Annotated in this window: 22 protein-coding genes; 8 read left to right on the top strand and 14 right to left on the bottom strand. The window is 69.5% G+C overall.

The features are described from left to right. Positions 1-216 precede the first annotated feature (216 nt). Positions 217-3,141 (top strand): DNA polymerase I, encoded by a 2,925-nt coding sequence (gene polA, locus J2851_RS23395; RefSeq protein WP_246500873.1) that lies wholly within the window; start codon positions 217-219, stop codon positions 3,139-3,141. A gap of 22 nt (positions 3,142-3,163) precedes the next feature. Here the strand turns inward: polA and J2851_RS23400 are convergent, their stop codons facing one another. After that, the gene (locus tag J2851_RS23400; RefSeq protein WP_209769236.1) at positions 3,164-3,991 is read right to left on the bottom strand and encodes an SDR family oxidoreductase; all 828 of its coding nucleotides are present in this window, start codon (positions 3,989-3,991) and stop codon (positions 3,164-3,166) included. Positions 3,992-4,182: 191 nt separating this feature from the next. Here J2851_RS23400 and J2851_RS23405 point away from each other — a divergent pair, with 191 nt between their 5' ends. Together J2851_RS23405 and J2851_RS23410 are read left to right on the top strand one after the other, a co-directional pair. After that, positions 4,183-4,950 carry a hypothetical protein gene (locus J2851_RS23405; RefSeq protein ID WP_246500874.1) on the top strand — a complete coding sequence of 256 codons (768 nt, stop codon included), beginning with the start codon at positions 4,183-4,185 and terminating at the stop codon, positions 4,948-4,950. Beyond that, positions 4,947-5,930, top strand: coding sequence for a BMP family lipoprotein (locus J2851_RS23410; protein ID WP_209769237.1), 984 nt, complete (start codon positions 4,947-4,949; stop codon positions 5,928-5,930). Before J2851_RS23405 ends, J2851_RS23410 begins: the two co-directional genes overlap by 4 nt. Before the next feature lie 4 nt (positions 5,931-5,934). Here J2851_RS23410 and J2851_RS23415 read toward each other — a convergent pair whose 3' ends face one another. Next, positions 5,935-7,119: a pentapeptide repeat-containing protein gene (locus J2851_RS23415; protein ID WP_209769239.1), complete on the bottom strand. Its 1,185-nt coding sequence runs from the start codon at positions 7,117-7,119 to the stop codon at positions 5,935-5,937. 72 nt (positions 7,120-7,191) lie between these two features. Beyond that, on the bottom strand, positions 7,192-7,941 hold the full coding sequence (locus J2851_RS23420) for an isochorismatase family protein (RefSeq protein ID WP_209769241.1): 750 nt from the start codon (positions 7,939-7,941) through the stop codon (positions 7,192-7,194). 360 nt (positions 7,942-8,301) lie between these two features. Here J2851_RS23420 and J2851_RS23425 point away from each other — a divergent pair, with 360 nt between their 5' ends. Next, positions 8,302-8,865, top strand: a complete 564-nt coding sequence (locus J2851_RS23425; RefSeq protein ID WP_209769243.1) for a hypothetical protein — start codon at positions 8,302-8,304, stop codon at positions 8,863-8,865. After that, positions 8,862-9,485, top strand: a complete 624-nt coding sequence (locus J2851_RS23430; protein WP_209769245.1) for a hypothetical protein — start codon at positions 8,862-8,864, stop codon at positions 9,483-9,485. The genes J2851_RS23425 and J2851_RS23430 overlap by 4 nt, the downstream gene beginning before the upstream one ends. 31 nt (positions 9,486-9,516) lie before the next feature. On the opposite strand, the gene J2851_RS23435 is transcribed toward J2851_RS23430, so the two are convergent. From J2851_RS23435 to J2851_RS23450, 4 genes are all read right to left on the bottom strand, one after another. Continuing rightward, positions 9,517-10,839, bottom strand: a complete 1,323-nt coding sequence (locus tag J2851_RS23435; RefSeq protein WP_209769246.1) for a UDP-glucose dehydrogenase family protein — start codon at positions 10,837-10,839, stop codon at positions 9,517-9,519. 148 nt (positions 10,840-10,987) lie between these two features. Beyond that, complete coding sequence (galU, locus tag J2851_RS23440) at positions 10,988-11,857, bottom strand: UTP--glucose-1-phosphate uridylyltransferase GalU (protein WP_209769247.1); 870 nt, start codon at positions 11,855-11,857, stop codon at positions 10,988-10,990. Between the two features lie 134 nt (positions 11,858-11,991). Further along, entirely contained in the window at positions 11,992-12,738 is a 747-nt protein-coding gene (locus J2851_RS35925; protein WP_246500875.1) for a DnaJ domain-containing protein, read from the bottom strand. A gap of 31 nt (positions 12,739-12,769) precedes the next feature. Beyond that, complete coding sequence (locus tag J2851_RS23450) at positions 12,770-13,522, bottom strand: VWA domain-containing protein (protein WP_209769248.1); 753 nt, start codon at positions 13,520-13,522, stop codon at positions 12,770-12,772. 353 nt (positions 13,523-13,875) lie between these two features. On the opposite strand from J2851_RS23450, the gene J2851_RS23455 reads away from it, so the two are divergent. After that, positions 13,876-14,577, top strand: coding sequence for an RluA family pseudouridine synthase (locus J2851_RS23455; RefSeq protein ID WP_209769249.1), 702 nt, complete (start codon positions 13,876-13,878; stop codon positions 14,575-14,577). Between the two features lie 4 nt (positions 14,578-14,581). On the opposite strand, the gene J2851_RS23460 is transcribed toward J2851_RS23455, so the two are convergent. From J2851_RS23460 to J2851_RS23480, 5 genes are all read right to left on the bottom strand, one after another. Continuing rightward, positions 14,582-15,685: a BMP family ABC transporter substrate-binding protein gene (locus J2851_RS23460; RefSeq protein ID WP_209769250.1), complete on the bottom strand. Its 1,104-nt coding sequence runs from the start codon at positions 15,683-15,685 to the stop codon at positions 14,582-14,584. Positions 15,686-15,746: 61 nt separating this feature from the next. Beyond that, positions 15,747-16,019, bottom strand: coding sequence for a hypothetical protein (locus J2851_RS23465; RefSeq protein ID WP_209769251.1), 273 nt, complete (start codon positions 16,017-16,019; stop codon positions 15,747-15,749). A 94-nt stretch (positions 16,020-16,113) separates the two neighbouring features. After that, positions 16,114-17,202 carry a hypothetical protein gene (locus J2851_RS23470; protein WP_209769252.1) on the bottom strand — a complete coding sequence of 363 codons (1,089 nt, stop codon included), beginning with the start codon at positions 17,200-17,202 and terminating at the stop codon, positions 16,114-16,116. Positions 17,203-17,211: 9 nt separating this feature from the next. Next, positions 17,212-18,582 carry an MBOAT family O-acyltransferase gene (locus J2851_RS23475; protein ID WP_209769254.1) on the bottom strand — a complete coding sequence of 457 codons (1,371 nt, stop codon included), beginning with the start codon at positions 18,580-18,582 and terminating at the stop codon, positions 17,212-17,214. A gap of 49 nt (positions 18,583-18,631) precedes the next feature. Further along, complete coding sequence (locus J2851_RS23480; protein WP_209769256.1) at positions 18,632-19,123, bottom strand: GIY-YIG nuclease family protein; 492 nt, start codon at positions 19,121-19,123, stop codon at positions 18,632-18,634. 151 nt (positions 19,124-19,274) lie between these two features. On the opposite strand from J2851_RS23480, the gene J2851_RS23485 reads away from it, so the two are divergent. Next, complete coding sequence (locus J2851_RS23485; RefSeq protein WP_209769258.1) at positions 19,275-19,997, top strand: DUF2270 domain-containing protein; 723 nt, start codon at positions 19,275-19,277, stop codon at positions 19,995-19,997. A gap of 205 nt (positions 19,998-20,202) precedes the next feature. Here the strand turns inward: J2851_RS23485 and J2851_RS23490 are convergent, their stop codons facing one another. Further along, positions 20,203-21,315, bottom strand: a complete 1,113-nt coding sequence (locus J2851_RS23490; protein WP_209769259.1) for a saccharopine dehydrogenase family protein — start codon at positions 21,313-21,315, stop codon at positions 20,203-20,205. A gap of 143 nt (positions 21,316-21,458) precedes the next feature. Here J2851_RS23490 and J2851_RS23495 point away from each other — a divergent pair, with 143 nt between their 5' ends. Further along, complete coding sequence (locus tag J2851_RS23495) at positions 21,459-21,887, top strand: Lrp/AsnC family transcriptional regulator (RefSeq protein ID WP_209769261.1); 429 nt, start codon at positions 21,459-21,461, stop codon at positions 21,885-21,887. Positions 21,888-22,039: 152 nt separating this feature from the next. Here the strand turns inward: J2851_RS23495 and gcvA are convergent, their stop codons facing one another. Further along, positions 22,040-22,957, bottom strand: coding sequence for a transcriptional regulator GcvA (gene gcvA, locus J2851_RS23500; RefSeq protein WP_209769262.1), 918 nt, complete (start codon positions 22,955-22,957; stop codon positions 22,040-22,042). Positions 22,958-23,244: the final 287 nt, after the last annotated feature.

The raw sequence follows: 23,244 nt of genomic DNA on the forward strand, positions 1-23,244 counted from the left end.
GTGGTTCCCCACCGCTCCGGTTGCGTCCCACCACCAAATCCGCTAGGATCAAAGTCACAAACGGGCGAGATCCGCCCAATGCGACATCACCGCGTTTCATGTTTCATAGCGTTTCACGGTGTTTCATTCCGCGCGCCGAAATCCGCCCGGCGGCGCCCCCTCGACTCTCGGCGCGCCTTCGGCCATGGTAGCGCCCCAAAGGGAAGAGACCGCGCCATGTCCGACGAAAAGACCGCCGACGAAAAGACCGCCGACGAAAAGACCGCCGACCAGACGACCGAAGCGACCGACACGCCAGCGCCCGCCCCCGCCGGGGACGGCAGCGGCCTGTACCTCGTGGACGGGTCGGGCTTCATCTTCCGGGCCTTCCACGCCCTGCCGATGCTGAACCGGCCGGATGGAACGCCGGTGAACGCGGTGTTGGGCTTCTCCAACATGCTGCTGAAGCTGCTGGCGGACCTGAAGGCCTCGGCGGTGGCGGTGGTCTTCGACTCCAAGCGGCTGAACTTCCGCAACGACTTCTACCCCGACTACAAGGCCCACCGGCCGGAGCCGCCGGAGGAACTGAAGCCCCAGTTCGCCCTGATCCGGGAGGCGACGGAGGCCTTCTGCCTGCCCTGCCTGGAGCTGGAGGGGTACGAGGCCGACGACCTGATCGCCACCTACGCGCGCCTCGCGGTTGAGGCCGGGCGCGAGGTGACCATCGTGTCCTCGGACAAGGACATGATGCAGCTGGTGCGGCCGGGCGTGCGGATGCTCGACCCGCTGAAGAACAAGCCGATCGGCCCCGACGAGGTGTTCGAGAAGTTCGGCGTCGCCCCCGACAAGGTGGTGGACGTGCAGGCTCTGGCCGGCGACAGTGTGGACAACGTGCCGGGCGTGCCGGGCATCGGCGTGAAGACCGCGGCCCAGCTGATCACCGAGTACGGCGACCTGGAATCCCTGCTGGCGCGCGCCGGGGAGATCAAGCAGCCGGCCCGCCGGCAGAAGCTGATCGACTACGCGGAGCAGGCGCGGATCTCCCGCCGCCTCGTCCTGCTGGACGACCACGCCCCGCCGCCGAAGCCGCTGGAGGAGCTGCGCGTCCGCGAGCCCGACCACCAGAAGCTGATCGACTTCCTGAAGGCTCAGGGCTTCCGCACCATCGTCGGCCGGGTCGAGGCGGAGATGCGCAAGGACGGCACCATCGCCGACGGCGCCGGTGCCTCCCCTGCCCCTGCGCCGACGACGGCAACGCCGACCCCGGCCCCCGCGGGCGAGGCGCGCAGCCGCCCCGCCCCGCCGACCGACGTGGAGAAGCGCTACGAGCTGGTCCAGGACCTCGGCGCGCTGGCCGCCTGGGTGGAGCGCGCCCGCGCCACCGGCATCCTGGCCGTGGACACGGAGACGGACAGTCTGACGCCCGCCACCGCGACGCTGGTCGGCATCTCGCTGGCGACGGAGCCGGGGCTGGCCTGCTACATCCCGCTGGCCCACAAGGCCGCCGGGGCCGCCGCCGCGGGCGAGCTGTCCTTCGACACGGCGGAGGCGCCGCCGCAGATCCCCGTCGCCGACGTCATGGCGGCGCTGAAGGACGTTCTGGAAGACCCGTCGGTCCTGAAGATCGGCCACAACTTCAAGTTCGACCACCAGCTGTTCGCCCGGCACGGCGTCCGCGTGGCGCCGGTGGACGACAGCATGCTGATCTCCTACGTGCTGGAGGGCGGCGCCCACGGCCACGGCATGGACGAGCTGGCGGAGCTGCACCTCGCCTACCGCCCGATCTCCTACGCGGAGGTCTGCGGCACCGGCAAGGCGAAGATCACCTTCGACCGCGTGCCTCTGGACAAGGCCCTGGCCTACGCGGCGGAGGACGCGGACATCACGCTGCGCCTGTGGCGGGTGCTGAAGCCGCGCCTCGTCGACGACCGCATGGTCACCGTCTACGAGACGCTGGAACGCCCGCTGGTCCCGGTCATCGCCGATATGGAATCCTGCGGCATCCGCGTGGACCGCGCCGCACTCGCCCGCCTGTCCCAGGACCTCGCCATCCGGCTGGCGGAGATCGAGACGGAGGTCCACAAGCTCGCCAACCGCAGCTTCAACATCGGCTCGCCCAAGCAGCTCGGCGAGATCCTGTTCGACGAGCTGAAGCTCGGCACCGGCAAGAAGGGCAAGACCGGCGCCTATTCCACCGATTCGAGCGTGCTGGAGGAATTGGCGGAGCAGGGTCACACCATCGCCCAGCGGGTGCTGGACTGGCGCCAGCTGGCCAAGCTGAAGAGCACCTACACCGACGCGCTCCAGGCCCAGATCGTGGAGGGCACGGAGCGGGTGCACACCGCCTTCGCCATGGCGGTGACCAACACCGGCCGCCTGTCCTCGACCGACCCGAACCTGCAGAACATCCCCGTCCGCACGGAGGAAGGGCGCAAGATCCGCCGCGCCTTCGTCGCCGCCCCCGGCCACAAGCTGATCTCCGTCGACTATTCGCAGATCGAGCTGCGGCTGGTCGCGGAGATGGCGAACATCGCCGCGCTGAAACAGGCCTTCCAGGACGGCATCGACATTCACGCGGCGACCGCGTCCCAGGTCTTCGGCGTGCCGCTCGACCAGATGACCTCTGAGATCCGGCGCAAGGCCAAGGCGATCAACTTCGGCATCATCTACGGCATCTCCGGCTTCGGGCTCGGCCGGCAGCTCGGCATCATGCCGGGCGAGGCCAACGCCTTCATCAAGGCCTATTTCGAGCGCTTCCACGAGCTGAAGGTCTGGATGGAGGCGACCAAGGCCTTCGCCCGGCAGCACGGCCATGTGGTGACCCTGTTCGGCCGGCGCTGCTACATCCCGGGCATCCACGAGAAGAACGCCGCCCGCCGCGCCTTCGCCGAGCGCCAGGCCACCAACGCCCCCATCCAGGGCACCGCGGCCGACATCATGAAGCGCGCCATGGCCCGCGTCCCCGCCGCCCTGAAGGACGCCGGCTTCGACGACGTCCGCATGCTCCTCCAGGTCCACGACGAACTGCTGTTCGAGGTGCCCGAGGCCAAGGCGGAAGCCGCCGCAAAGCTGGTGCGGGAGGTCATGGAAGGCGCCGCCACCCTCGGCGTCCCCCTGGTCGCCGAAGCCGGCATCGGCGACAACTGGGACGAGGCGCATTGAGGGGGCGCCATACCCCCCACTCTCAATCCAAAAAGATGTCCGCCGCCAACTCCGCGCCCGGCTGCACGGCGTATTGATCCAGGTTGGTGATGCCCTCCTCCGCCAGCACCTCGTCGTCGATGAAGAAGTGGCCGGTGGTGGTCTTGGCGTCCCGGGTCAGAATGGCGTGGGCGGCGTCGGCCAGGATGTCGGGCTTGCGGCAGTTCTCGAACTCGGCGGCCCCCTTCAGCATGGCGACGGCGGCCGTGCCGATGATGGTCCGCGGCCACAGGGAGTTCACCGCCACCCGGCCGCGGAACTCGGCGCTCATGCCCAGCGTGCACAGGCTCATGGCGTATTTGGCGATGGTGTAGGCGGTGTGGTGCTGGAACCAGCGCGGGCTCAGGTTCAGCGGCGGCGACAGGGTCAGGATGTGCGGGTTGTCCGCCTTCAGCAGGTGCGGCAGGCAGGCCTGGGAGCAGGCGAAGGTTCCCCGCCCGTTGACGCCCATCATCAGGTCCCAGCGCTTCATCGGCGTCTCCAGCGTGCCGGTCAGGCTGATGGCGCTGGCGTTGTTGACCAGGATGTCGATGCCGCCGAAGGCCTGCACCGTCTTCGCGACCGCGTCGGCCACCTGGGCCTCGTCCCGGATGTCGCAGAGGATGGGGAGAGCCTTGCCGCCCGCGGCCTCGATCTCCTCCGCGGCGGAATAGATGGTGCCGGGCAGCTTGGGGTGCGGCTCCGCGGTCTTGGCGGCGATGGCGATGCTGGCCCCGTCGCGCGCGGCGCGCAACGCGATGGCTTTGCCGATGCCCCGGCTGGCGCCGGTGATGAACAGCGTTTTCCCCTGCAGCGACCACGTGCCGGTCATGACGTTCCTCCCCCGTGTGGCGAACCGTGCCCCGGGGCGACTGCGCGCCGGAACCGGCCTCTTGCCCACCATGCTATCACAGATCCCGGGCAGGGCGTCCAGACGCATGGGTTACGCAATTGCCCTATGCGTCATGCAGCGACTTCCGGTTACAGTGGCGGCGTCCCTCCCGCCCGCCGAGCACCGCGTCCTTGCCCCTCCTGGCCCGCCTGATTCTGCTCCTCGCCCTGCTCGTTCCCGCCGCGCCGGCGCTGGCCCAGGCGGTGGCGCAGCATCTGTTTTTCGAGGCGGTGACCGACGACGTTCCCGCCGACTTGCCCTACGAGGCCCGCCAGCGCCTGACCGAACGGGCGCGCGACGAGATTGTGCCAGCCGTGCTGCGGGACGGCGGCATAGACTTGGCCGGGGCCGCGACCGATCTGCGCATGGGCGGCTACCAGCGGCGCACCAACCCGTCGCTGCACATGGCGGTCACCCTGGGGGACGGACCGGCCGACCGACTCGCCGCGGCGCTGGCCTGGGTGCTGGACCAGGACAGCGTTCTGGTCGCCGATTTCGCCAGCGCGGACGGGGCGACCGGCTACGCGCTGGTCCGCTTTCTGGTCTGCTTTCCCGGCGGCACGCTGACTCCGGACCACGCCCAGCGCTTCTTCCTGGCCGCGGCGGCGGTCGAGGACGGGCTTGGCGGGGGTTACACCGCCTTCGGGGACACGATGCTGTTCCTCAACCTGCGCGGCGCCGACGGGCGGCCCTTCAGCGGCCTGTCCGACGCCGACTTCACCGCGGCCCTCGGCCGCGCCGTGGCGACGTTTCCCGGCGCGGCTCTCGCCGAAACCGGGCGCGCCGACGCGCGCCTGATCGAGCGGCCATCGGCCGCACCCTCCCCCACCCTGGCGCCGCTGCGGGCACGGCACGCGGCGCTGGTCCTGCAAACCCGAACGCCGGAACCCGCAAGATGACCCTGCCCGACCGCCGCTCCGTCCTCGCGCTGGGCGCCGCCGGCCTCGTATCCTTCTCTCTGCCAACCCGCGCACAAGGCTTCACGCCGGGGCTCGTCTACGCCGTGGGGCAGAAGTTCGACAAGAGCTTCAACGAAGGCGCGCTGGCTGGGGCGGAGCGCTTCAAAGCGGCCAGCGGCGTGCCCTACCTGGAATACCTGCCGGCCGGCACCGCGCAGTTCGACCAGGCGGTGACGTCCCTGCTGCGGCGCGGGGTGACGGACCTTGCGACGATCGGCTTCTACTACGCCGCGCCGCTGGCGAAGCTGGCGCCGAAGCACCCTACCGTCCGCTTCACCATCGTGGACGCGGTGGTGGAGGCCGCGAACGTGCAGTCGGTGACCTTCAAGGAGCAGGAGGGCTCCTTCCTCGTCGGGGTGCTGGCGGCTCTGGCGTCGCAATCCGGGACGGTCGGATTCATCGGGGCGCTCGACATCCCCTTGATCCGCAAGTTCATCGCCGGGTTCGAGCAGGGCGCGCGCCACGCCCGGCCGGACGCCACCGTGCTGGTCAACTTCGTCGGCACGACGCCGGCCGCCTTCAACGACCCGACGACCGGGGCAGAGGTGGCGAAGGCGCAGTTCCAGCGCGGCGCCGACGTGGTGTTCGCCGGGGCGGGCGTGTCCAACTTCGGCATCTTCGCCGCGACCAACGACGCGGGACGGCTGGCGATCGGGGTCGACAGCAACCAGAATCACCTCTACCCCGGCCGCATCCTGACCTCCATGCTGAAGCGCGTCGATCTGGCGGTGGAGAGCGCCTTCCAGGCGGGCCGGGCCGGGACCTGGGCACCCGGCCTCCGCGCGCTGGGGCTGGCCGAAGGCGGCGTTGACTACGCGGTGGACGAGAACAACCGCTCGCTGCTCACTCCGGCCATGCTGGAGGCGGCCGAGGCGGCGCGGCGCGCCATCGTCGCCGGGCGCATCGCGGTGACCGCCTGATCCCCTACACGTAAAGCGGCTCCACCGCGGTGGCGAAGGACAGGTCGGCGCCGCGCAGGGTGTCCACCGTCGCGCGGATGCGCGTCAGGTCGGCGCCGTGCAGGATCGCGCGGGCGAGGCTGGTGTCGCGCAGGTCGGCGCCGGTCAGGCTGGCCTCCGCGAGGTTGGTCGGCCACAGCCGGCTTCCGTCGCCGGCCAGATCCACGGGGCGCAGCTTGGCCCTCCACAGCTTGGCGCCGGCGAGGTTGGAGCCACGCAGGTTGCAGCCGGACAGGTCGGCGCTGGTGAAGTCCGCCTCCCGGAGGTCGCAGTAGGACAGGTCCGCCATGACCAGCTTCGCCCCGGAGAAGTCGGCCCCGCGCAACCCGCAGAAGCGCATCACGCTGCCGGCCAGAAGCTGGTTGGCGAAGTTGTAGCCGCGCAGGTCGATGCGCTGCATCTCCAGCCGCACCCCGGTCCCGCCGCTGCGCTCGACCCAGAGCTGGTGGGCCGAGATGGCGTCGGCCAGCCGCCCGGCCGGGCTGATCAGCCCGGTGCCGTCCACGTCGATTCCCCGCCGTTCCAGCCGCTGGCGCAGCCCTTCGTCCAGGCGGGCGCCGCACAGCAGCACCCCGTCGAGCGCGGCGCGCTCCATCACCGCGCCGACCAGGTTCGCCCCGATCAGGACCGCCCCGGACAGGTCGCCATTGGAGAAATCCGCCCCCTCCAGGTCGCAGCCGGAGAAGTCGCACTGCGCCATGCGGGCCTCGACCAGGATCGCGCGCGCCATTTTCGACCCGATGAAGGTCGTGCTGCCGTCGGCGTTGCCGGCGGGCTTCCGCTCGTCCGCTCCCAGCATCATGCCCTGGCGCAGGTCGGCGCCGCGCAGGTTCGCACCGGTCAGCGTGGCGCCCTCCACCCGCGCCCCGCGCAGGTCGGCGGCGATCAGGGACGCGCCGGTCAGGTCGGCCTTGGACAGGTCGGCGGCGAACAGGTCGGTGTTCGACAGCTCCGCCCCGGCCAGCCGCGCGGCGGAGAGGTTGGCGCCGCTGAGCTTCGCGCCGCTGAGGTTGATGCGGTTCAGGCCCAGCCGCGACAGGTTGTGGAAGCTGAGGTCCGCGCAGCGCCCCTTCATGCTGGGGTCGCGCGCCAGCCATTGCTGGTGCTTGACCAGCTTGTTGCGGAGCGCCCTCAGATACCGCTCGTCCATCGGCCCTCATCCATCAACCGACGACTCGGCGTTCAAAACCCAGGTCAACGACAAGCGGAAGGCGCGCCTGGATCAGCGCAGGTCGTCCGACAGGATCGCCCCGCGGGAGGCCATCATGTACAGCCCCATGTGGTGGGCCGGCCCCTGCGGATGCGCCGCCGTGTCCGGAAGGCCGAGGGACCGAGCGACCTCCAGCGGCAGGTCGTAGGTGGCGCAGCCGGGCTCATACACCACGATGTCCTTCAGCGTCGGCGCCATGCCGTGGTTGCGGGCGGACAGAAGCGTCAGCACGAAGTCCATCACGCAGATGTCCGTGCAGATGCCGACGGTGACCACCGACTCCAGCCGGTTGCCGTTGATCCAGTCCAGCAGCCGGTTGCGCCCGGCGGTGCCCGTCGCGTCCACCTCCGTCGCACCGACCATGAAGTTGATGCAATCCTTGGCGATCAGGGTCGCGACCGGCTCCGACTCCAGCCACTTCAGTTCCGGCACCAGCTCGTCGTGGCCCGTGCCGGCGAGGCAGTGCGGCGGATAGGGCGGCTCCGGCTTGGCCGGGTCGTGGCTGTCGAGCGAGGCGCAGATCGGCCATTGGGCCTGCACGAAGCGGCGGGCGAGCCGGTCGGTCTCCGCGATCATGCGGGTCACCTGCTCGTTCGGCGCCGGAGGGGCGAGCGGGCCGCAGCCGACGCCGGCGAAGCCCTGCACCTCGTCGATGATCACCAGCCCGGTGCGCCCGGCCGGCATCGCGTAGGCGCTCGACGCCACCGGAAAGGTCCGGCGGACCGTCTCCAGCGCGTCCTCGCGTTCCAACAGCTCAAGCATGCTTCCTCCGTTCGGTCGGCCCCCTGGGCAATGGGGTCGGACCATCGCGTCGACTCTACCGCCGCAGGACGGAAATCGCCACGGCGTCCCAGGCCGCGGTGCGGTGCATCCGGGAGCGGAGGGATGGGCTCCGCCCCCGGACGTGCACGACAGGCTTCACGCTGCGACACTTTGGCCGGACGCTCCGCGTTCCACGGCCGTTCGCCGACGGCCCGCGGACCGGACGCAATATTTTTGCGGACTCCGCGCATGATCTGAACAGCCCCCACAGGAGCCTGCGACGGAATGCCGCAATGCCAAGAGGGCCGGACTCAGTCCTCATGTGTGAAGCGAGGCACCGCTGCAACCGCGGGTACACAAATGGTCATATCGGCCGAGTTCCTGGGCATGCTTCTGCTGATCACCAGCGCCGCGGCGCTCGGCCTGTCGATCGTCATCGACGTCGGCCAGATCAGCGCCGAGAAGGCGCGCGAAACGATGATGCACCGCCTGCACGACAAGAAGAAGCTCGCCTTGACGGAGTGGAAGCGGAAGACCGACCAGAAGCAGACCGACCTGACCGCGCTGCAGGCCCGGCTGACCGAATGCACCGGCCGCCGCCAGAAGGCCCTGTCGGAGATCAAGGCCCTGGAATTCACCAAGGTCGAGCTGGTGCACGAGCTGGGCGACGGCGACGGGACGGCCGTCTTCTGGTCGCAGCTCGCGGTCCAGGAGAATTTCGGAACCATCGAGCGGCGCGACGTGATCTTCTCCCGCCAGATCTGGGACTACCGCAACGTCGCCCACGTCTGGACGCCCACGTCGGAGCAGGCCTTCGCGCTGGTACGCACCACCTTCACCGCGAAGAACGGCGTCCTGCCCACCCCGGTCCTTCCGCTGGCGCTCGCGCCCTCGCAGGACGGCGGCGCGGGGGAGCCGGCATGACCGGCATGATGCTGTATCTCAGCCTCGGGCTGATGGTCCTGTCGGTGATTTCCAACCGCTACTGGCGGCGCCAGCTCGCGGCCATGCGGTCGAACCAGGACAGGATCAAGGTCAAGGTGGACGACGCGACGAAGGAGGTGGCGGAGATCGCGACCGTCTACGCCCAGCTGGCCCACCAGCACGCCGAATCGGAAAAGCGCGTCGCCAAGGCGGAGCAGGAGATGCAGGCCGCCCTGCTGGAACTGGACAAGCGGCGTGACGGGCCGGTCGTGCGCTACTACGTCTTCGACCGCATCGAACCCCGCGCGGGGCGCTTCTGGGAAGCGGCGGTCCGCCACACGCCGGCCGACTCGCCCCTCCAGGACCGGCCAAGCCACCGGTCCTGGACCGGCATCCGCCGCTATGTGCTGATCGCCGACACCGAGCGCGAGGCGCGGGAGCGGGTGGAGGCCCGCTTTCCGCGCAAGGGCGGCTTCCACCTCATGGATCTGGCGCCCTGCCGGCTGAACGGTCTCGCGGTGAACCGCATCCCGGAATTCAGCACCTTCCGCAAGCCCGCCGCGGCGGAGGAGGAGACGAAGCCGGCCCGACGCCCCGCCTCCGCCTCGGCGCGCGGTTGACCGGCCCTGCGCGGGCCGGTCCCGGACGCCGTCAGCCGGCGATCGGCTGCGACGGGCGGCCGATGGAGCTGTAGCTGAAGCCGGCCTTCGCCATGTCGCCGGGGTTGTAGATGTTGCGCAGGTCGATCATGACCGGCCGCTTCAGCAGCGTCTTGACCCGCTTCAGATCCAGCGCGCGGAACTCGTTCCATTCCGTCAGGATGGCGATGCAGTCGGCGCCGTCCAGCGCGGCGTAGGCGTCCTTCGTCCACTCCACGCCGGGCAGCAGCTTCCCGGCCTCCTCCATGCCCGCCGGATCGAAGGCGCGCACGTGGGCACCGGCCGCCTGCAAGGCCGGGATGATGTCCAGCGAGGGCGCGTCGCGCATGTCGTCGGTGTTGGGCTTGAAGGTGACGCCCAGCACGCCGATGGTCTTGCCGTCCACCACCCCGCCGCAGGCGGCGATGATGCGCTCGGCCATCTGCTTCTTGCGCTTGTCGTTGATGTCCACCACCGTCTCGATGATGCGCAAGGGGCTGCCCACCTGCTGCGCGGTGCGGACCAGCGCCAGCGTGTCCTTGGGGAAGCAGGAGCCGCCGTAGCCCGGGCCGGGGTGCAGGAACTTCTTGCCGATGCGCCCGTCCAGCCCGATGCCGCGGGCGACGTCGTGCACGTCCGCGCCGACCTTCTCGCACAGGTCGGCGATCTCGTTGATGAAGGTGATCTTGGCCGCCAGGAAGGTGTTGGCCGCGTATTTCGTCAGCTCCGCCGTCTCCAGCGAGGTCACCACGATCGGCGTCTCAATCAGGTAGAGCGGCCGGTAGAGCCGGCGCATCACCTCGCCCGCCCGATCGGAAGTGGCGCCGATGACGACGCGATCCGGGCGCATGAAGTCGCCGATGGCCGAGCCTTCGCGCAGGAACTCCGGGTTGCTCGCCACGTCGAAGTCGGCGTCGGGACGGACGCGGCGGATGATCGCCTCCACCTCGCGGCCGGTGCCGACCGGCACGGTCGACTTGGTGACGACCACGGTGTAGTGGTCGAGGTTGGCGGCGATCTCCTCGGCGGCGCCGTAGACGTAGGAGAGGTCGGCGTGGCCGTCGCCGCGGCGGGACGGCGTGCCCACGGCGATGAACACGGCGTCGACGCCCTGCATGGCCTCCTTCAGGTCCATGGTGAAGGACAGGCGGCCCGCGGCGACGTTGCGCGCCACCAAGTCGTCCAGCCCCGGCTCGTAGATCGGGATCTCGCCGCGCTTCAGGCGCTCGATCTTGCCCGCGTCCTTGTCGACGCAGCAGACGTGGACGCCGAATTCCGAAAAGCAGGCCCCGGACACCAGCCCGACGTAACCTGTGCCGATCATCGCAATACGCATAGGGATCCCTCGTTGCCGCAATCCGCAGTGCCGGTTGTGTTCAACCGCTGTGTTCAGCTTCCGTGAACGGCGTGGCCCCGGCATGCGTCGCCCGCCGCCCCGGGGTTAACGGGAACGGCGGGCGTGCGGATCATACCACTTTCGTGTTTCAGCAGTACTTCCGAAGCATATCGCGGACCTTGCCAGCCATGTCCGGCCGCTTCAGCGCGTGGGCCAGCGTGGCCTCGATGAAGCCGACCTTGTCGCCGCAGTCGAAGCGGGTGCCCTCGAAGCGCAGGCCGTGGAAGGGCTGGTTGCCGATCAGCTTGGCCATCGCGTCGGTCAGCTGGATCTCGTTGCCCGCACCGCGCTGCTGCTTTTCCAGGTGGTCGAACACCTCCGGCTGCAGGATGTAGCGGCCGATGATCGACAGCGTCGAGGGCGCCTCCTCCGGCTTGGGCTTCTCCACCAGCCCGCGCACCGTCGCCAGGCGGCCGTCGTCCTTCTCCACGTCCAGGATGCCGTAGCTGCTGGTCCGCTCGCGCGGCACGTCGACGACGGCGACGATGTTGCCGCCGACCTCGTTGTAGGCCTCGACCATCTGCTTCAGGCAGGGCGTGTCGGCCTGCACGAAGTCGTCGGGCAGGACGATGGCGAAGGGCTCGTCCCCGATCACCGCGCGCGCGCACCACACCGCGTGGCCGAGGCCGAGCGGCACCTGCTGGCGGGTGTAGAAGCAGCGGCCCGGCGCGATCTCGCTGTCGCGCACCACCTCCAGGGCGTCGGCCTTGCCGCGCTCCTCCAGCGTGCGGTTCAGTTCGGTGTCGGCGTCGAAGTGGTCCTCGATGGCGCGCTTGCTGCGGCCGGTGACGAACACGAAGTCCTCGATGCCGGCGGCCCGCGCCTCTTCCACGGCGTGCTGCAAGAGCGGACGGTCGACCAGCGGCAGCATCTCCTTCGGAATCGCCTTGGTCGCCGGCAGGAAGCGCGTGCCGAGGCCGGCAACGGGAAACACCACCTTGCGCACGGGTTTTGGCATTGAAGTTCTCTTACAGTTGCTTGAGGAAATACTTCGAATATGGAGCCACTTTGCGCAGTCGCAAAACGCTCGCGAAGCTTTCTGCCACAGCTATACCAGAGGCGCAACAGACCCTTCTGAGGACCGGCATTTGGCTAGTTGCGCAGCAGCAAATCCTTCGCTTGGTTGATCTTGGCGGCCAAATAGGTTGACCCCCCATGATCCGGGTGCACTTTCATCATCAGTCGACGGTGAGCGTCCTTCACCTGTTCGGGGGTCGCCCCCGGCGACAGCCCCAAAATGTCATAGGCCTCCTCGCGGGTCATGGGACCGCTCTGCTGGCCCCCAGGGCCTCCGCGGGCGCCCGCCCCTCCGTCGCCGGCACCGGACGCTCCGGCCGTTCCCTCCCCGCCGCGCCCCTGCCAATCGGGATGGGTCCGGTCGAGCCAGGCTTCCAGCACCGTCGCCGATTGCGGGTCGTCGCGCCGGCAATCGCCCAGCAGCGCCATCAGCTGCTCGATGGTCAGGCTGTCGAGCGTCCGCCCGCGCCAGGGGCCGTGCAGAACCTCCCCCGCCATGGCGCCGCTGTCGTGGAACAGGGTCATGCGCAGGTACAGCGTCTCGACCTTGGAGGTCTGCCCACCCGCCGGGCTATGCCCGGAATACAGGGTGTCGCGGAGCATCCGCCAGCGCGTGAACAGCGGAAAGGCGACCGCCCCCAGCATCAGCGCGGTGCCGAGCCGGCCCGTCAGCGTCAGGAAGACGATGACGATGACCCCCAGCGCCATGCCGCCATAGCGCACCGTGTTGGCGAGCGTGCGCGGGTCGGCGGACATGAAGACGCGGGCCAGGATGTAGAAGCCGACCACCAGCGCGATGCCCAGGAGAAAGTACCCAAACATCCCGCCCTGCCCTCTTCAACGCGTGGCCGTGTCATGCATGGGGCTGGCTCCCCGGCTGCCCTGAACCCACTTGGCTGGAAAGCAGCCGCACCGCCTCGCCCCGTCCGCGGCTGTAATGCTCCAGCGCCGCCCGGCCCCCGGCCGCGTAGACCGCGACGGCGCTCAGCAGATCCTTCAACTGCTGCGCGGACGATCCGTCGAAGGGGCAGTAGGCGCCGCCGGACAGCCGCGCGATGGTCTGGAAGGCGCGCTTGGCGATCAGGTCGCCGCGCTCGTGGAAGATGAAGACCGGAACGCCGAGCAGCCCCAGTTCGCCCGCCTGGTGGGCGAGATGGTCGATGTCCTCCTCCATGCAGTCGCCGACGAAGACCAGCGCGTTCACCTTCTTCGTCCGGGTCTGCTTGATGCAGTGGGTCAGCACGCGGCCGATCTGCGTCTGGCCGGCCATGCAGGACACCGCGGTCATCCTCCGCAACAGATCCTGCGAATTGCCGATCCAGGGGCTCGCCTGGCATTCGCGGAAACCGCGGTAGTAGACGAGCTGGATGTCGAGCCCGCCAAGCGTCGAGGTCGCCTGGAACATCTCGCCCTGGATCTGGCAGGCGCGGTCCCAGGTGGGCTCGCGGCTGGCGGTCGCGTCCATCGCGAACATCAGCCGGCCACGGGCGCCGGTGGCCGTCCGCGGAATCGCCGCGACCTGGCGAAGGAAGGCGTCGACGTCGGCCTGCGACGACCGTTGCTGCGCCGGAAGATTATCCCGCTCCCCCTTGGCCCGCTCCCCCATGGCCGTTCCTTTCGCGAAAAGCCTTCAGCTTGAGATCATGGACCGCGGCGTGCGGCCGGTCGAGTCTGCCCATGGGTCACACCCGATTCGGGAACTCGAAAGAGTCGGGGGCGCCCACTCGGTCCAAACCCCGATCCGGGAACAAGGTGCGGGCGGCGGAGGTTCCACGCCCCCGCCCTGTTGCCTCATGCTCCCGAATCCTGTAGGATAAGAAACCTACAGGATTCGGGAGGGCGCCGCCATGAAACACCATCGTCGTTCATGTTTCATAGCGTTTCACGGCGTTTCATTCCCTCGCACCCCGCCCGCATCGCGCTTGCCGCATCCCGCACGGGTGTGCTTGCCTGCGCGGCATGAGCGACACCTTCACGCCCGAGACCCTGCGCGCCCGCATCCTGCACGAGGACCCCGACCTCTTCGTGATCGACAAGCCGGCCGGGCTGGCCGTGCACAAGGCCGGGCGGATCACCGACCATCTCGACCTCTACCTGCCCTTCCTGGCCGGGGAGGACGGCGTGCCGCCGCGGCTGGCCCACCGGCTGGACCGCGACACGGCGGGCTGCCTCGTGCTCGGCCGCTCGCCCTGGGCGCTGAAGAGGCTCGGCGACATGTTCGCCGCCGGGCATGTGGAGAAGACCTACTGGGCGGTCAGCGACGGCATTCCGGAGGAGTCCGCGGGGACCATCGATCACCCGCTGCTGAAGCTGGTCATTCCCGGCGCCTGGAACATCGTGACGCACCCCGACGGGCAGCCGGCGGTTACCGACTACCGCGTGCTGGGCACCGGCGGCGGGCGGGCCTGGCTGGAACTGAAGCCGCGCACCGGCCGCACCCACCAGATCCGCGTCCACTGCGCCGCCATCGACTGCCCGCTGGTGGGGGAGCCTTACTACGGCCCAGAGCGCCTGCCACCGGGCAACCTGCACCTGCTGGCGCGGTCCGTCGCCTTCACGCTGTCCTTCGACCGGCCGCCGGTGGTCGCGGTGGCCCCGCCGCCGTCCCACATGCGGGACGCGCTCGCCGCCTGCGGCTGGCCCGGCGACGACCAGGCATAAGCGCTTACAGCGCGATCTCGCTCACCCCTTCGGCGAGCCAGAACATGCGGTCCAGCGCCGGGTCGGAGCCGCGCAGGACCTTGCCCTTCGGCAGAACGGTGCGCCCGGTGTTGTCCAGGATCGGCCCGCGGAACACGGCGGCGTTGCCGTTGGCGAGCTGCATGCGCGCCGCGTCGGCGTGCGCCCGCGCCTCCACCCCGACCGCCGGGCCATAGGCGGTGTTGCGGACGAAGCCGCGGTCGAAGCCGCCTTGGCGCAGGTGCCTCCAGGGCTTGCCGCCGGCGATCAGCGTCACGGTTTCTGCCCAGCAGCGGCCCCAGGACCACTCGGCCCCGGTCAGGAACCCCTGCGGCGCGGCGCTGGACAGGTCGACATGGACGCCGCAGCACAGGAGGCCGGACGCCTCCGCCACTTCGCAGACCGGGCGCGGCTCCTCGATCTGGGCGGCCAGCACGTCGGCGCCGCCGGCAGCGAGCGCCCGTGCGGCCTCCGCCACGGACAGGGGCGACGCCCCCTCGCCGACGAAGGCGACGCGCACCGCGACCGCGGGGTCGGCCCGCCGGGCGCCCAGCGCGAAGGCGTTCACGCAGCGCAGGACCGACGGCGCCGGGTGCGACGCCACGATCCCGATGGCCTTGGCGCGGCTGGCGTAGCCGGCGACGATGCCGGCGATGTGCTGGGCCTCGTCGAGATAGCCTTCGAAGAAGCCGACGTTGACCGGCGCCCGCTCCGCGTCCGTGGGGGAGCCGCAGAGGAGGAAGGCCGTGTCGCGGTTGGCGTCGGCCTGGGCGAGAAGACCGGGAAGCGCGTCGCCGGGCGCCGTGACCAGCACGACCCGGCAGCCCCGGCCGCCGACCATATCCTCCACGGCGGTGGCGAGGGTGCCCGCGGCGTTCTCCCGCTCCTCCAGCCGCACGTCGGGCAGCGCGGCGAGGGCGCGCGCGGCCTCCGCATGGGCTTGGTTATAGCCGAAATCGGTGCGGCTCCCGCCATACAGGACGCCGACACCCAGGGGAGGAGTCCCCAGGGCCGGCGGTGCGGCGAGCAGCGCGGCCGCGGCACCGAACCCCTTGAGCACCGCCCGGCGGTTATGGGTTGTTTTCGTCATGCCCGCCTCCCGATTTGCTGGGACTATACCCGCCGGAGGCGCGCGCACCAAACAATTCGCCTCAAATCCGCCCGCGCGGACCGTTCGGGAAGCGCCAGACGCGGTCCCGCGCCGGCACCCGGATGGGTGCGGGGCGCCATTCCGGCCGCAGCGGATCGACCCGGTCGGCAATCCGGCCCGCCAGGACCAGCAGGGCATACAGGGCGAACATGAGGACCACCAAAGCCCCCAGAGGCTGCCGGAGACCGAGGTCGAGCAACGGCTCCAGCAGGGGCTCCAGCTGGGACGCCGCGGCATGGTGCGCTTGGACGGAACAGTCGATGCAGTCGGGCATGCACGCTCCTCCCCAATGCCTTGACAAGGCCGGTATGGCCTGAAGCTTAGGAGAGAGCCGCGATGCCGGGCGGCGACAATGATGGGACCATCCTTTAGGAGACCGGGCCGCGCCGCGGCCCCTCCGCCGGGGGTGCCACCAGCAGGCGCCAGGCGCCCTCGGGATCGTCCCGCCGCTCCCGCACGGCGGTGGCGAGGGACCGCTCGATCCAATCGGCGATGCCGACCCGGTAATGGAGGCTGTCCCAGTAGTTCGTGTCCTCGCTGGTGATGCGCGAGGGGAAGCGGAAGTCCACCAGCGCCGCGCCGTGGGCGGCGGCGATGCGGGCGACGCGGCTCTTGCACTCCTCCTCCCGCGCGGCCGGCGGCGAGCTCGGCTGCGGCATGGCGGCCACATGGACCGGCATGAAGGCCAGGACGGGCTGCGCGCCGGGCGGCACGCGGCCGACCAGCTCGTCGAGCCAGGCCAGGGCCGGGAAGCGCCAGGACTGGCGCTCCGCCTCGGTCGGGCGGTAGGGCGGCTCGGCGGGCGGGATGGCGCGCTTCGGACCGCCATAAATCTTGGCCTCGACCTTGGCCCAGCTCCACTGGTTGTCGGGCGGCACGAACACCTCGTAGCCATCGGGTCCCAGCCGCGGCGGACGGAGGCCGAGGTGGTATTCCACCAGCCGGGCGGCGATCTCCAGCGTCTTGCCGTTCAGCAGGTAGAGCAGGTCGTTCCAGGGATCGTCGTCGTACATCCAGGGCGGAAAGGGCCGGAAGGTCAGGCGCTGGCTGTCGGCATCAGACTCGCACCACACGCGATCCAGCCCGACCACGACCGTCCGCGGCCTCGGCACCGTGCGCAGGAAGAGGTCGGCGATCTTGTATTGCTCCCACGCGGTGGCGCTGTTCATGGCGAGGTTGGCGAAGCGCCCGCCGAACAGCCCGTCAAGGTGCGCCGGTTGCAGCAGGCGGGAGGTCGAAGTGCCGAAGACCGCGCTGTCGAAGGCCCCGTGGCGCACCAGCCCCGGATAGAGGAAGCGCTGGTTGTCGTCCATCATCGGCCGCGCCATGGGCGGGGAGAAGGGCACGTTGTCGTAGGGGTCGACCAGCAGCACGAACAGCATCAGCGCGGCGACCAGCCCGCCGGCGGTCAGCAGCAGGGTCTTCACGAAGCCCGTCCAGGCCTGGGGTTGGGTCATCGCGGGCCCTCAGAACTGGAAGTAGATGAAGTTGACAGGCTGGCCCTTGCCGACCTCCAGCAGGCAGACGACGGCCACCGCGGCGAAGGCCACCGCCACGGCGCGGCGGGGCTTCAGCAGGTCGTCCACGAAGGCGAGGCTCGTCGGGCCGAGGGTCGCGACGACGGCCGCGGCGGCCAGCAGCGCCGGGCGCTCCAGCCCGCCCGCCATGCCGCCCTCCCCGGCCATGCCCGCCAGCAGCCGGCCCGCCGTGGCGAAGTCCGGCGCGCGGAACAGCACCCAGCCGACGATCACGAACAGCATGGTCAGCGCCCAGGCGAGCGGGAACGGCAAGGGCCGCCTCAGCCCTTGCCAGACGTGACAGGCGATCAGCCCGGCCCCGTGCATCAGGCCCCAGGCCACAAAGGTCCAGGCCGCGCCGTGCCACAGGCCGCAGAGCCCCATGGTCGCCACCGTGGCCATCATATAACGGCCAAAGCCCGCCCGGCTGCCGCCCAGCGGGATGTAGAGGTAGTCGCGCAGATAGCGGGACAGCGTCATGTGCCAGCGCCGCCAGAAGTCACGCACCGACGCGGCCTTGTAGGGGGCGTCGAAGTTCATCGGCAGGCGGATGCCGAACAGCAGGGCGATGCCCAGCGCCATCTCCGTGTAGGCGGAGAAGTCGAAGTAGAGCTGGAAGCTGAAGGCCAGAGCCCCCGACCAGGCCTCACCCAGGCCCGGTACCGCGCTGCCCGCGTGGGCGAAGACGGGGTCGGCGACGCGGGCCAGCGGGTCGGCCAGCAGGACCTTCTTGGCGAAACCCAGGATGAACAGGGCCAGTCCCTTGCCGAACCGCTCCGCGAAGCCGGGGCGCAGCGGGTCGTCGGCGAGCTGGGGGATCAACTCGTTGTGGCGGACGATGGGGCCGGCGACCAGGTGCGGGAAGAAGAAGACGAACAGGCAGAAGCCCCGCAGCGGGTAGGTCGGCACCCGCCCGCGCCGCAGGTCGATCAGGTAGGAGATCAGCTCGAAGGTGAAGAAGCTGATGCCGATCGGCAGCAGCACGTCGCTGTGCGGCAGGTTCCGGCCCAGCAGGGCCGACAGGCTGTCGAGGAAAAAGTTCGCGTACTTGAAGTAACCGAGGATGGCGAGGTTGGCGGCCACGCCCACCGGCACGATCCAGGGCAAGGACCAGCGCCGGTGCAAGTGCGCCAGTGCCCAGGTCGCCAGCGTCTGGCCCAGCAGCAGCGGCACGAAGCGCACGTCCCACCAGCCGTAGAAGACGACGGAGGCCACGACCATCACCCACTCGCGCGCCGCCTCCCGCCGGGCCACGGCGTAGAAGAGGATCAGCACGGCCGGCAGGAAGCCGAGCACGAAGGACTGGGTGTGGAACAGCATGACGGACGCTCGACCCCGCTGGCGGACCGGCCCGCTTACGGACCGGGCCCTATGGACCGGGCGTTTTGATACACCGGATCGTCGGGGAGCCGGATGAAAAATGCGGCGGCAAAAAGCGTGACGGGAGCGCCATCCCCTCCGGCCAGGCCAGCAGGTGGCTGGCGCAGGCCCGGCAATCGCTGCTGCCGAAGCCCGGCACCGGCACGGGCAGCCCGGCCAGTTCCGCGACCAGGGCGCACTCGTCACCGCCGGGCTCGCACCAGGCCCCGGCCATCCGGCCGGCGGTGGTCAGCCGGTCGACGTGCCAGCGCAGCGGCTTTTCCCGCCGGAAGTGCCGGCCGACCCGCGCCCGCAGGCCGCCCGGGCCGCGCGCGCTGCCGGCGTAGAGGTAGCGCCCCGGCGCCAGGACCGCCGCCGGCTTGCCGGGCAGGCTGAGGGCGAGCGGCGCCTCCAGCAGGATCAGCAGCGCATAGGCGCCGGGCGCAGCCGGCACCGTCTCGGGCCGGTCGTGGAAAGTCAGAGTGTCGGCGGTGGGCGGCATGGCCTTTGACACTACGCCATGCCGCGTTCCGCAGCATCCTTATCCGGAAACGCGCGGCCATTTGCCCCGCGTCCGGTGTTGAATCCGGCGAACGGGGCACCGGCGCCGGCCGGGAGATCCCGCTGCAACAAGACCGGGGGGAGACACCGCTATGGACGACATCGCCGCACGCACACCCAAAACGACCGGACCCAAGACGACCTACGACGCGGCCGAGGTGACGGCCCTGTCCCACCTTTACCGCGCCGAAATCTACCGCAGCACCGTCTGGCGCACGCGGCTGGACGCCACGACCAATTGGGCGGTGGTCACCACCGGCCTCGCGCTGTCGCTGGCCTTCAGCAGCGCCTCCGCCTCGCCGCTGCCGCTGGTCCTGGTGGGCCTTCTGGTCGCGGTCTTCCTGTACATCGAGGCGCGGCGCTACCGCTTCTTCGATTTCTGGCGCATCCGGGCCCATGTGCTGGAGCTGTACTTCATCGGCCCGATCCTGCGCGGCGACGGCGTCCAGTTCGAGAAGCGCTGGAACGAGACGCTGTTCCAGGATTACCGGTCGCCGCACCTCCACATCACCTATTGGGAGGCGGTCGGGCGGCGGCTGCGCCGGAACTATGGCTGGATCTTCCTGATCCAGGTCGTCGCCTACATGGGCAAGCTGATGATCCATCCGGTGCCGCTGGAATCGTTGGACGAGTTGTTCGCGCGGGCCACCATCGGACCGGTGCCGGGCCAGATCGTCCTGCTGTGCGGGCTGATCTTCCACGGCACCTGGATGACCATCGCCTTCCGCACCTACAAGAGCCGCCGCGGCGCCGACCGCGAACGCCCGCCCCTGCCGGAGACGGACGCCGTGCTGGAACTGGCCCGCGGGCGGTGATGGATGAAACACCGTGAAACGCTATGAAACGTTCCGGGGCGTTGTGTTTCATCGCGGGTGGGCGTGGGTTGGGCGTTGGCGGAGAGGATTTTATACCCAGTGATGGGGGCGAAGCAAGGTCGCGCTGTGTGGATGAGCGCTTGCGTTGGGCCCCCTCCCTAACCCTCCCCCGCCTTTGGCGAGGGAGGGGATTTGGTCGCGGCGGTCAGGCGGCGCGGCTCAGCGACGACGGGGTATTTTCTGACGGGGCATAATTGCGGCCGAAGCGGTTGGTGATGAAGTCGGGGTAGGACACGTCCTCCTGCTTCACGAAGCCGCGCTGGGGGAGTTTGCCGGTGGCCAGGAGGTCGAGCACGGCGCAGATGCCGGATGCGGTGGTGATCTGGATGCCGTTGTAGAATTTGCCGTCGATTTCGCGGCCGTAGATCTTGTTGGCGTAGGTTTCCTGCAACAGCCGGCCGCGCTTGGTGCCGGTCACGGTCACGAAGATCAGCACGACGTCCTGCAGGGTCGCGGGGATCGAGTGCTCCAGGATGTCCTTCAGCAGCTCGCGCCGGCTGCCCAGCCGCAGGTCATGCAGCAGCGCCTTCATGAGGTCGCGGTGCCCCGGATAGCGGACGGAGCGGTAGTTCAGCGTCCGCACGCGGCCGGCCAGAGTCTCGCATAGCGTGCCGAGCCCGCCCGAGGTGTTGAAGGCCTCGTAGAGGACGCCGTCGAGGGAGAACTCCTCCCGCTCCTCCAGCGGCGGCACGGTGATCAGGCGGCCTTCGACGATGGCCTCGCAGGGCTCCAGATACTCGTTGATGACGCCCTCGGTGCTCCAGGTCAGGTTGTAGTTGAGCGCGTTGGACGGGTATTTGGGCAGGGCGCCGACGCGCATGCGCACGGTGTCCAGCGTCTCGAACCGCGAGGCCACGTCGTGGGCGACGATGGAGATGAAGCCCGGCGCCAGCCCGCACTGCGGGATGAAGGCGCAGGGCGCGTCGGCGGCCAAGTCCTTGACGCGGCGGGTGCTGGCGACGTCCTCCGTCAGGTCCAGGTAGTGGGTGCCGGCGGCCCGCGCCGCCTCCGCCACGCCGACGGTCAGGTGGTAGGGCAGCGCGCTGAGCACGGCGAACTTGCCCCGCATGGCGTCGGCCAGATCGGCGGGATCGGCCGCGTCGAGCGCGCGCTTCTCCACCCGCGGATGGTCGGGCAGCCAATCCAGGGCGTCGGCCGACCGGTCGGCGACCGTCACCCGGTAGTCGCCGGTTCCCTTCAGCAGGTCGCAGATGGTCTCGCCGATCTTGCCGCCGCCCAGCAGGAGGATGTCGCGCATGGTCCCTGTCCCTCTCGTCTCTTGGTGTCGTCTTGGGGTGTGTCCTTCTGTCGCAAGCTTGACCGAACCACCTGTCGATGTGCAGTGTGCGGAGTGACGATTTGCCCGGTTTGGATCGGCAAAATGATGGGTAGTTCGGCGAAATGATGGACGACCTTGACCAGCGCCTGCTCGACGCCCTCCAGGACAACGCGCGGGAACCCACCGCCGCGCTGGCCCGCCGGCTGCGCGTGTCGCGCAGCACGGTGCAGAGCCGCATCCAGCGGCTGGAGGAGCAAGGGGTGATCGCCGGTTACACGATCCGGCTGTCGAGCGACGTCGCGCGCCGGCTGATCCGCGCGCATGTGTCCATCAGCGTGTCGCCGAAGCTGACCGCCGCCGTGGTGCAGGAGTTGAAGCGCATCCCGGAGGTCCGCGCCCTGCACGCGATCAGCGGCGCCCACGACCTGATCGCGGTGATCCGGACCGAGACCATGGAGGGCATGGACGCCCTGATCGACCGCATCGGCGCCATCGACGGGATCGAGCGCACGACGTCGTCGATCATCATGGCGACGAAATTCGAGCGGTGAGGCGCGCTGGTTCGGGAAGGATTTTCACCACAAAGGCACAAAGGGCACAAAGAACGTCACAAAGGGGTGCTGATGCGGGTCACTCGCGCCTTTCGGAGCGGACGTCCTTTGTGAAAATCTTTGTGTCTTAGTGTCTTTGTGGTGAATCGCCTTCAACGCGACGACTTCACCGTGATATCCGCCGAGCATTCCCCCAGCAGCCATTCCCGGAAGGCGACCAGCGGCGGATGGTGCGCCCGGTGCGCGGGATGCACGAGGTGATAGGCACGGTCCGGGTTGCGGTATGGAAGCTGGAGCGCCGGGATAAGGTCGCCGTCCTGCAATTCCGCCTGGACGAGCAACGTCGGCAGCAGCGCGACGCCCAGCCCGGTGATGGCCGCCTGGGCGGTGGTGGAGAACTGTTCGAAGAACATCCCCGCCCCTTCGTGCCGCTCGATGCCTTGTGCGGCGAACCAGTCCTTCCAGGCCTCCGACCGGCTGGTGGTGTGCAGAAGCGGCAGGGCCACGAGGTCGGCGGGTTCGCGGATCGGGTGGGCGGCCAGGAAGGAGGGCGCGCAGAGCGGCAGGACCTCCTCCTCCATCAGCCGCTCGCAGACCGCACCCGGCCAGTCGGCGGCGCCGAAATGGATGGCGGCGTCGAGATCCTCCGACCGGAAGTCGAAGGGCTCCATCTTCGTCGTGAAGTGGATGATGACCTGGGGGTTCGCCTTCTGGAACGCCGGCAGCCGCGGCACCAGCCAGCGCGTGCCGAAGGTCGGCAGCACCGCCAGCTTCAGCACGCCGCCCTGAGGCGCGGTCATGACCCGCAGCGTTGCCGAGCCGATGCGGTGCAGCGCTTCCCGCACCTCCACGGCGTAGGATTCGCCGGCCGGCGTCAGGGTCACGCGCTGGTCGCGGCGCACGAACAGCGGCGTGCGGAGCTGGTCCTCCAAGGCCTTGATCTGGCGGCTGATCGCGCCCTGAGTCAGGGCCAGTTCCTGGGCCGCTGTGGTGAAGCTGCCGGTGCGCGCCGCCGCCTCGAAGGCCGAGAGCGCGCTGATGGAGGGGAGAAGGCGTCGTTGCAGGCCCATGGGTCATGACTATACCTCATGACCAGGGGAAAGAAAGTCGGTTGCGCACCCCTTGGCGGGTGGCCAGAGTGGGGCAGGATTTTCACCACGAAGACACAAAGGGCACAAAGGAAACCTCCCCCTCGCATTCGTCATCCCCGCGAAGGCGCTAAAGTATGCACACATTTCCCAAGCCATTGCTTGGAAAGGGTCTTTCTTCGTCATCCCAGCGAAGGCTGGGATCCAGAACGTTGACGCTAAGCGCCTAATACGGCTGGATTCCCGCCTTCGCGGGAATGACGGAAAGG

Source organism: Azospirillum rugosum, assembly GCF_017876155.1.
Lineage (GTDB): Bacteria > Pseudomonadota > Alphaproteobacteria > Azospirillales > Azospirillaceae > Azospirillum > Azospirillum rugosum.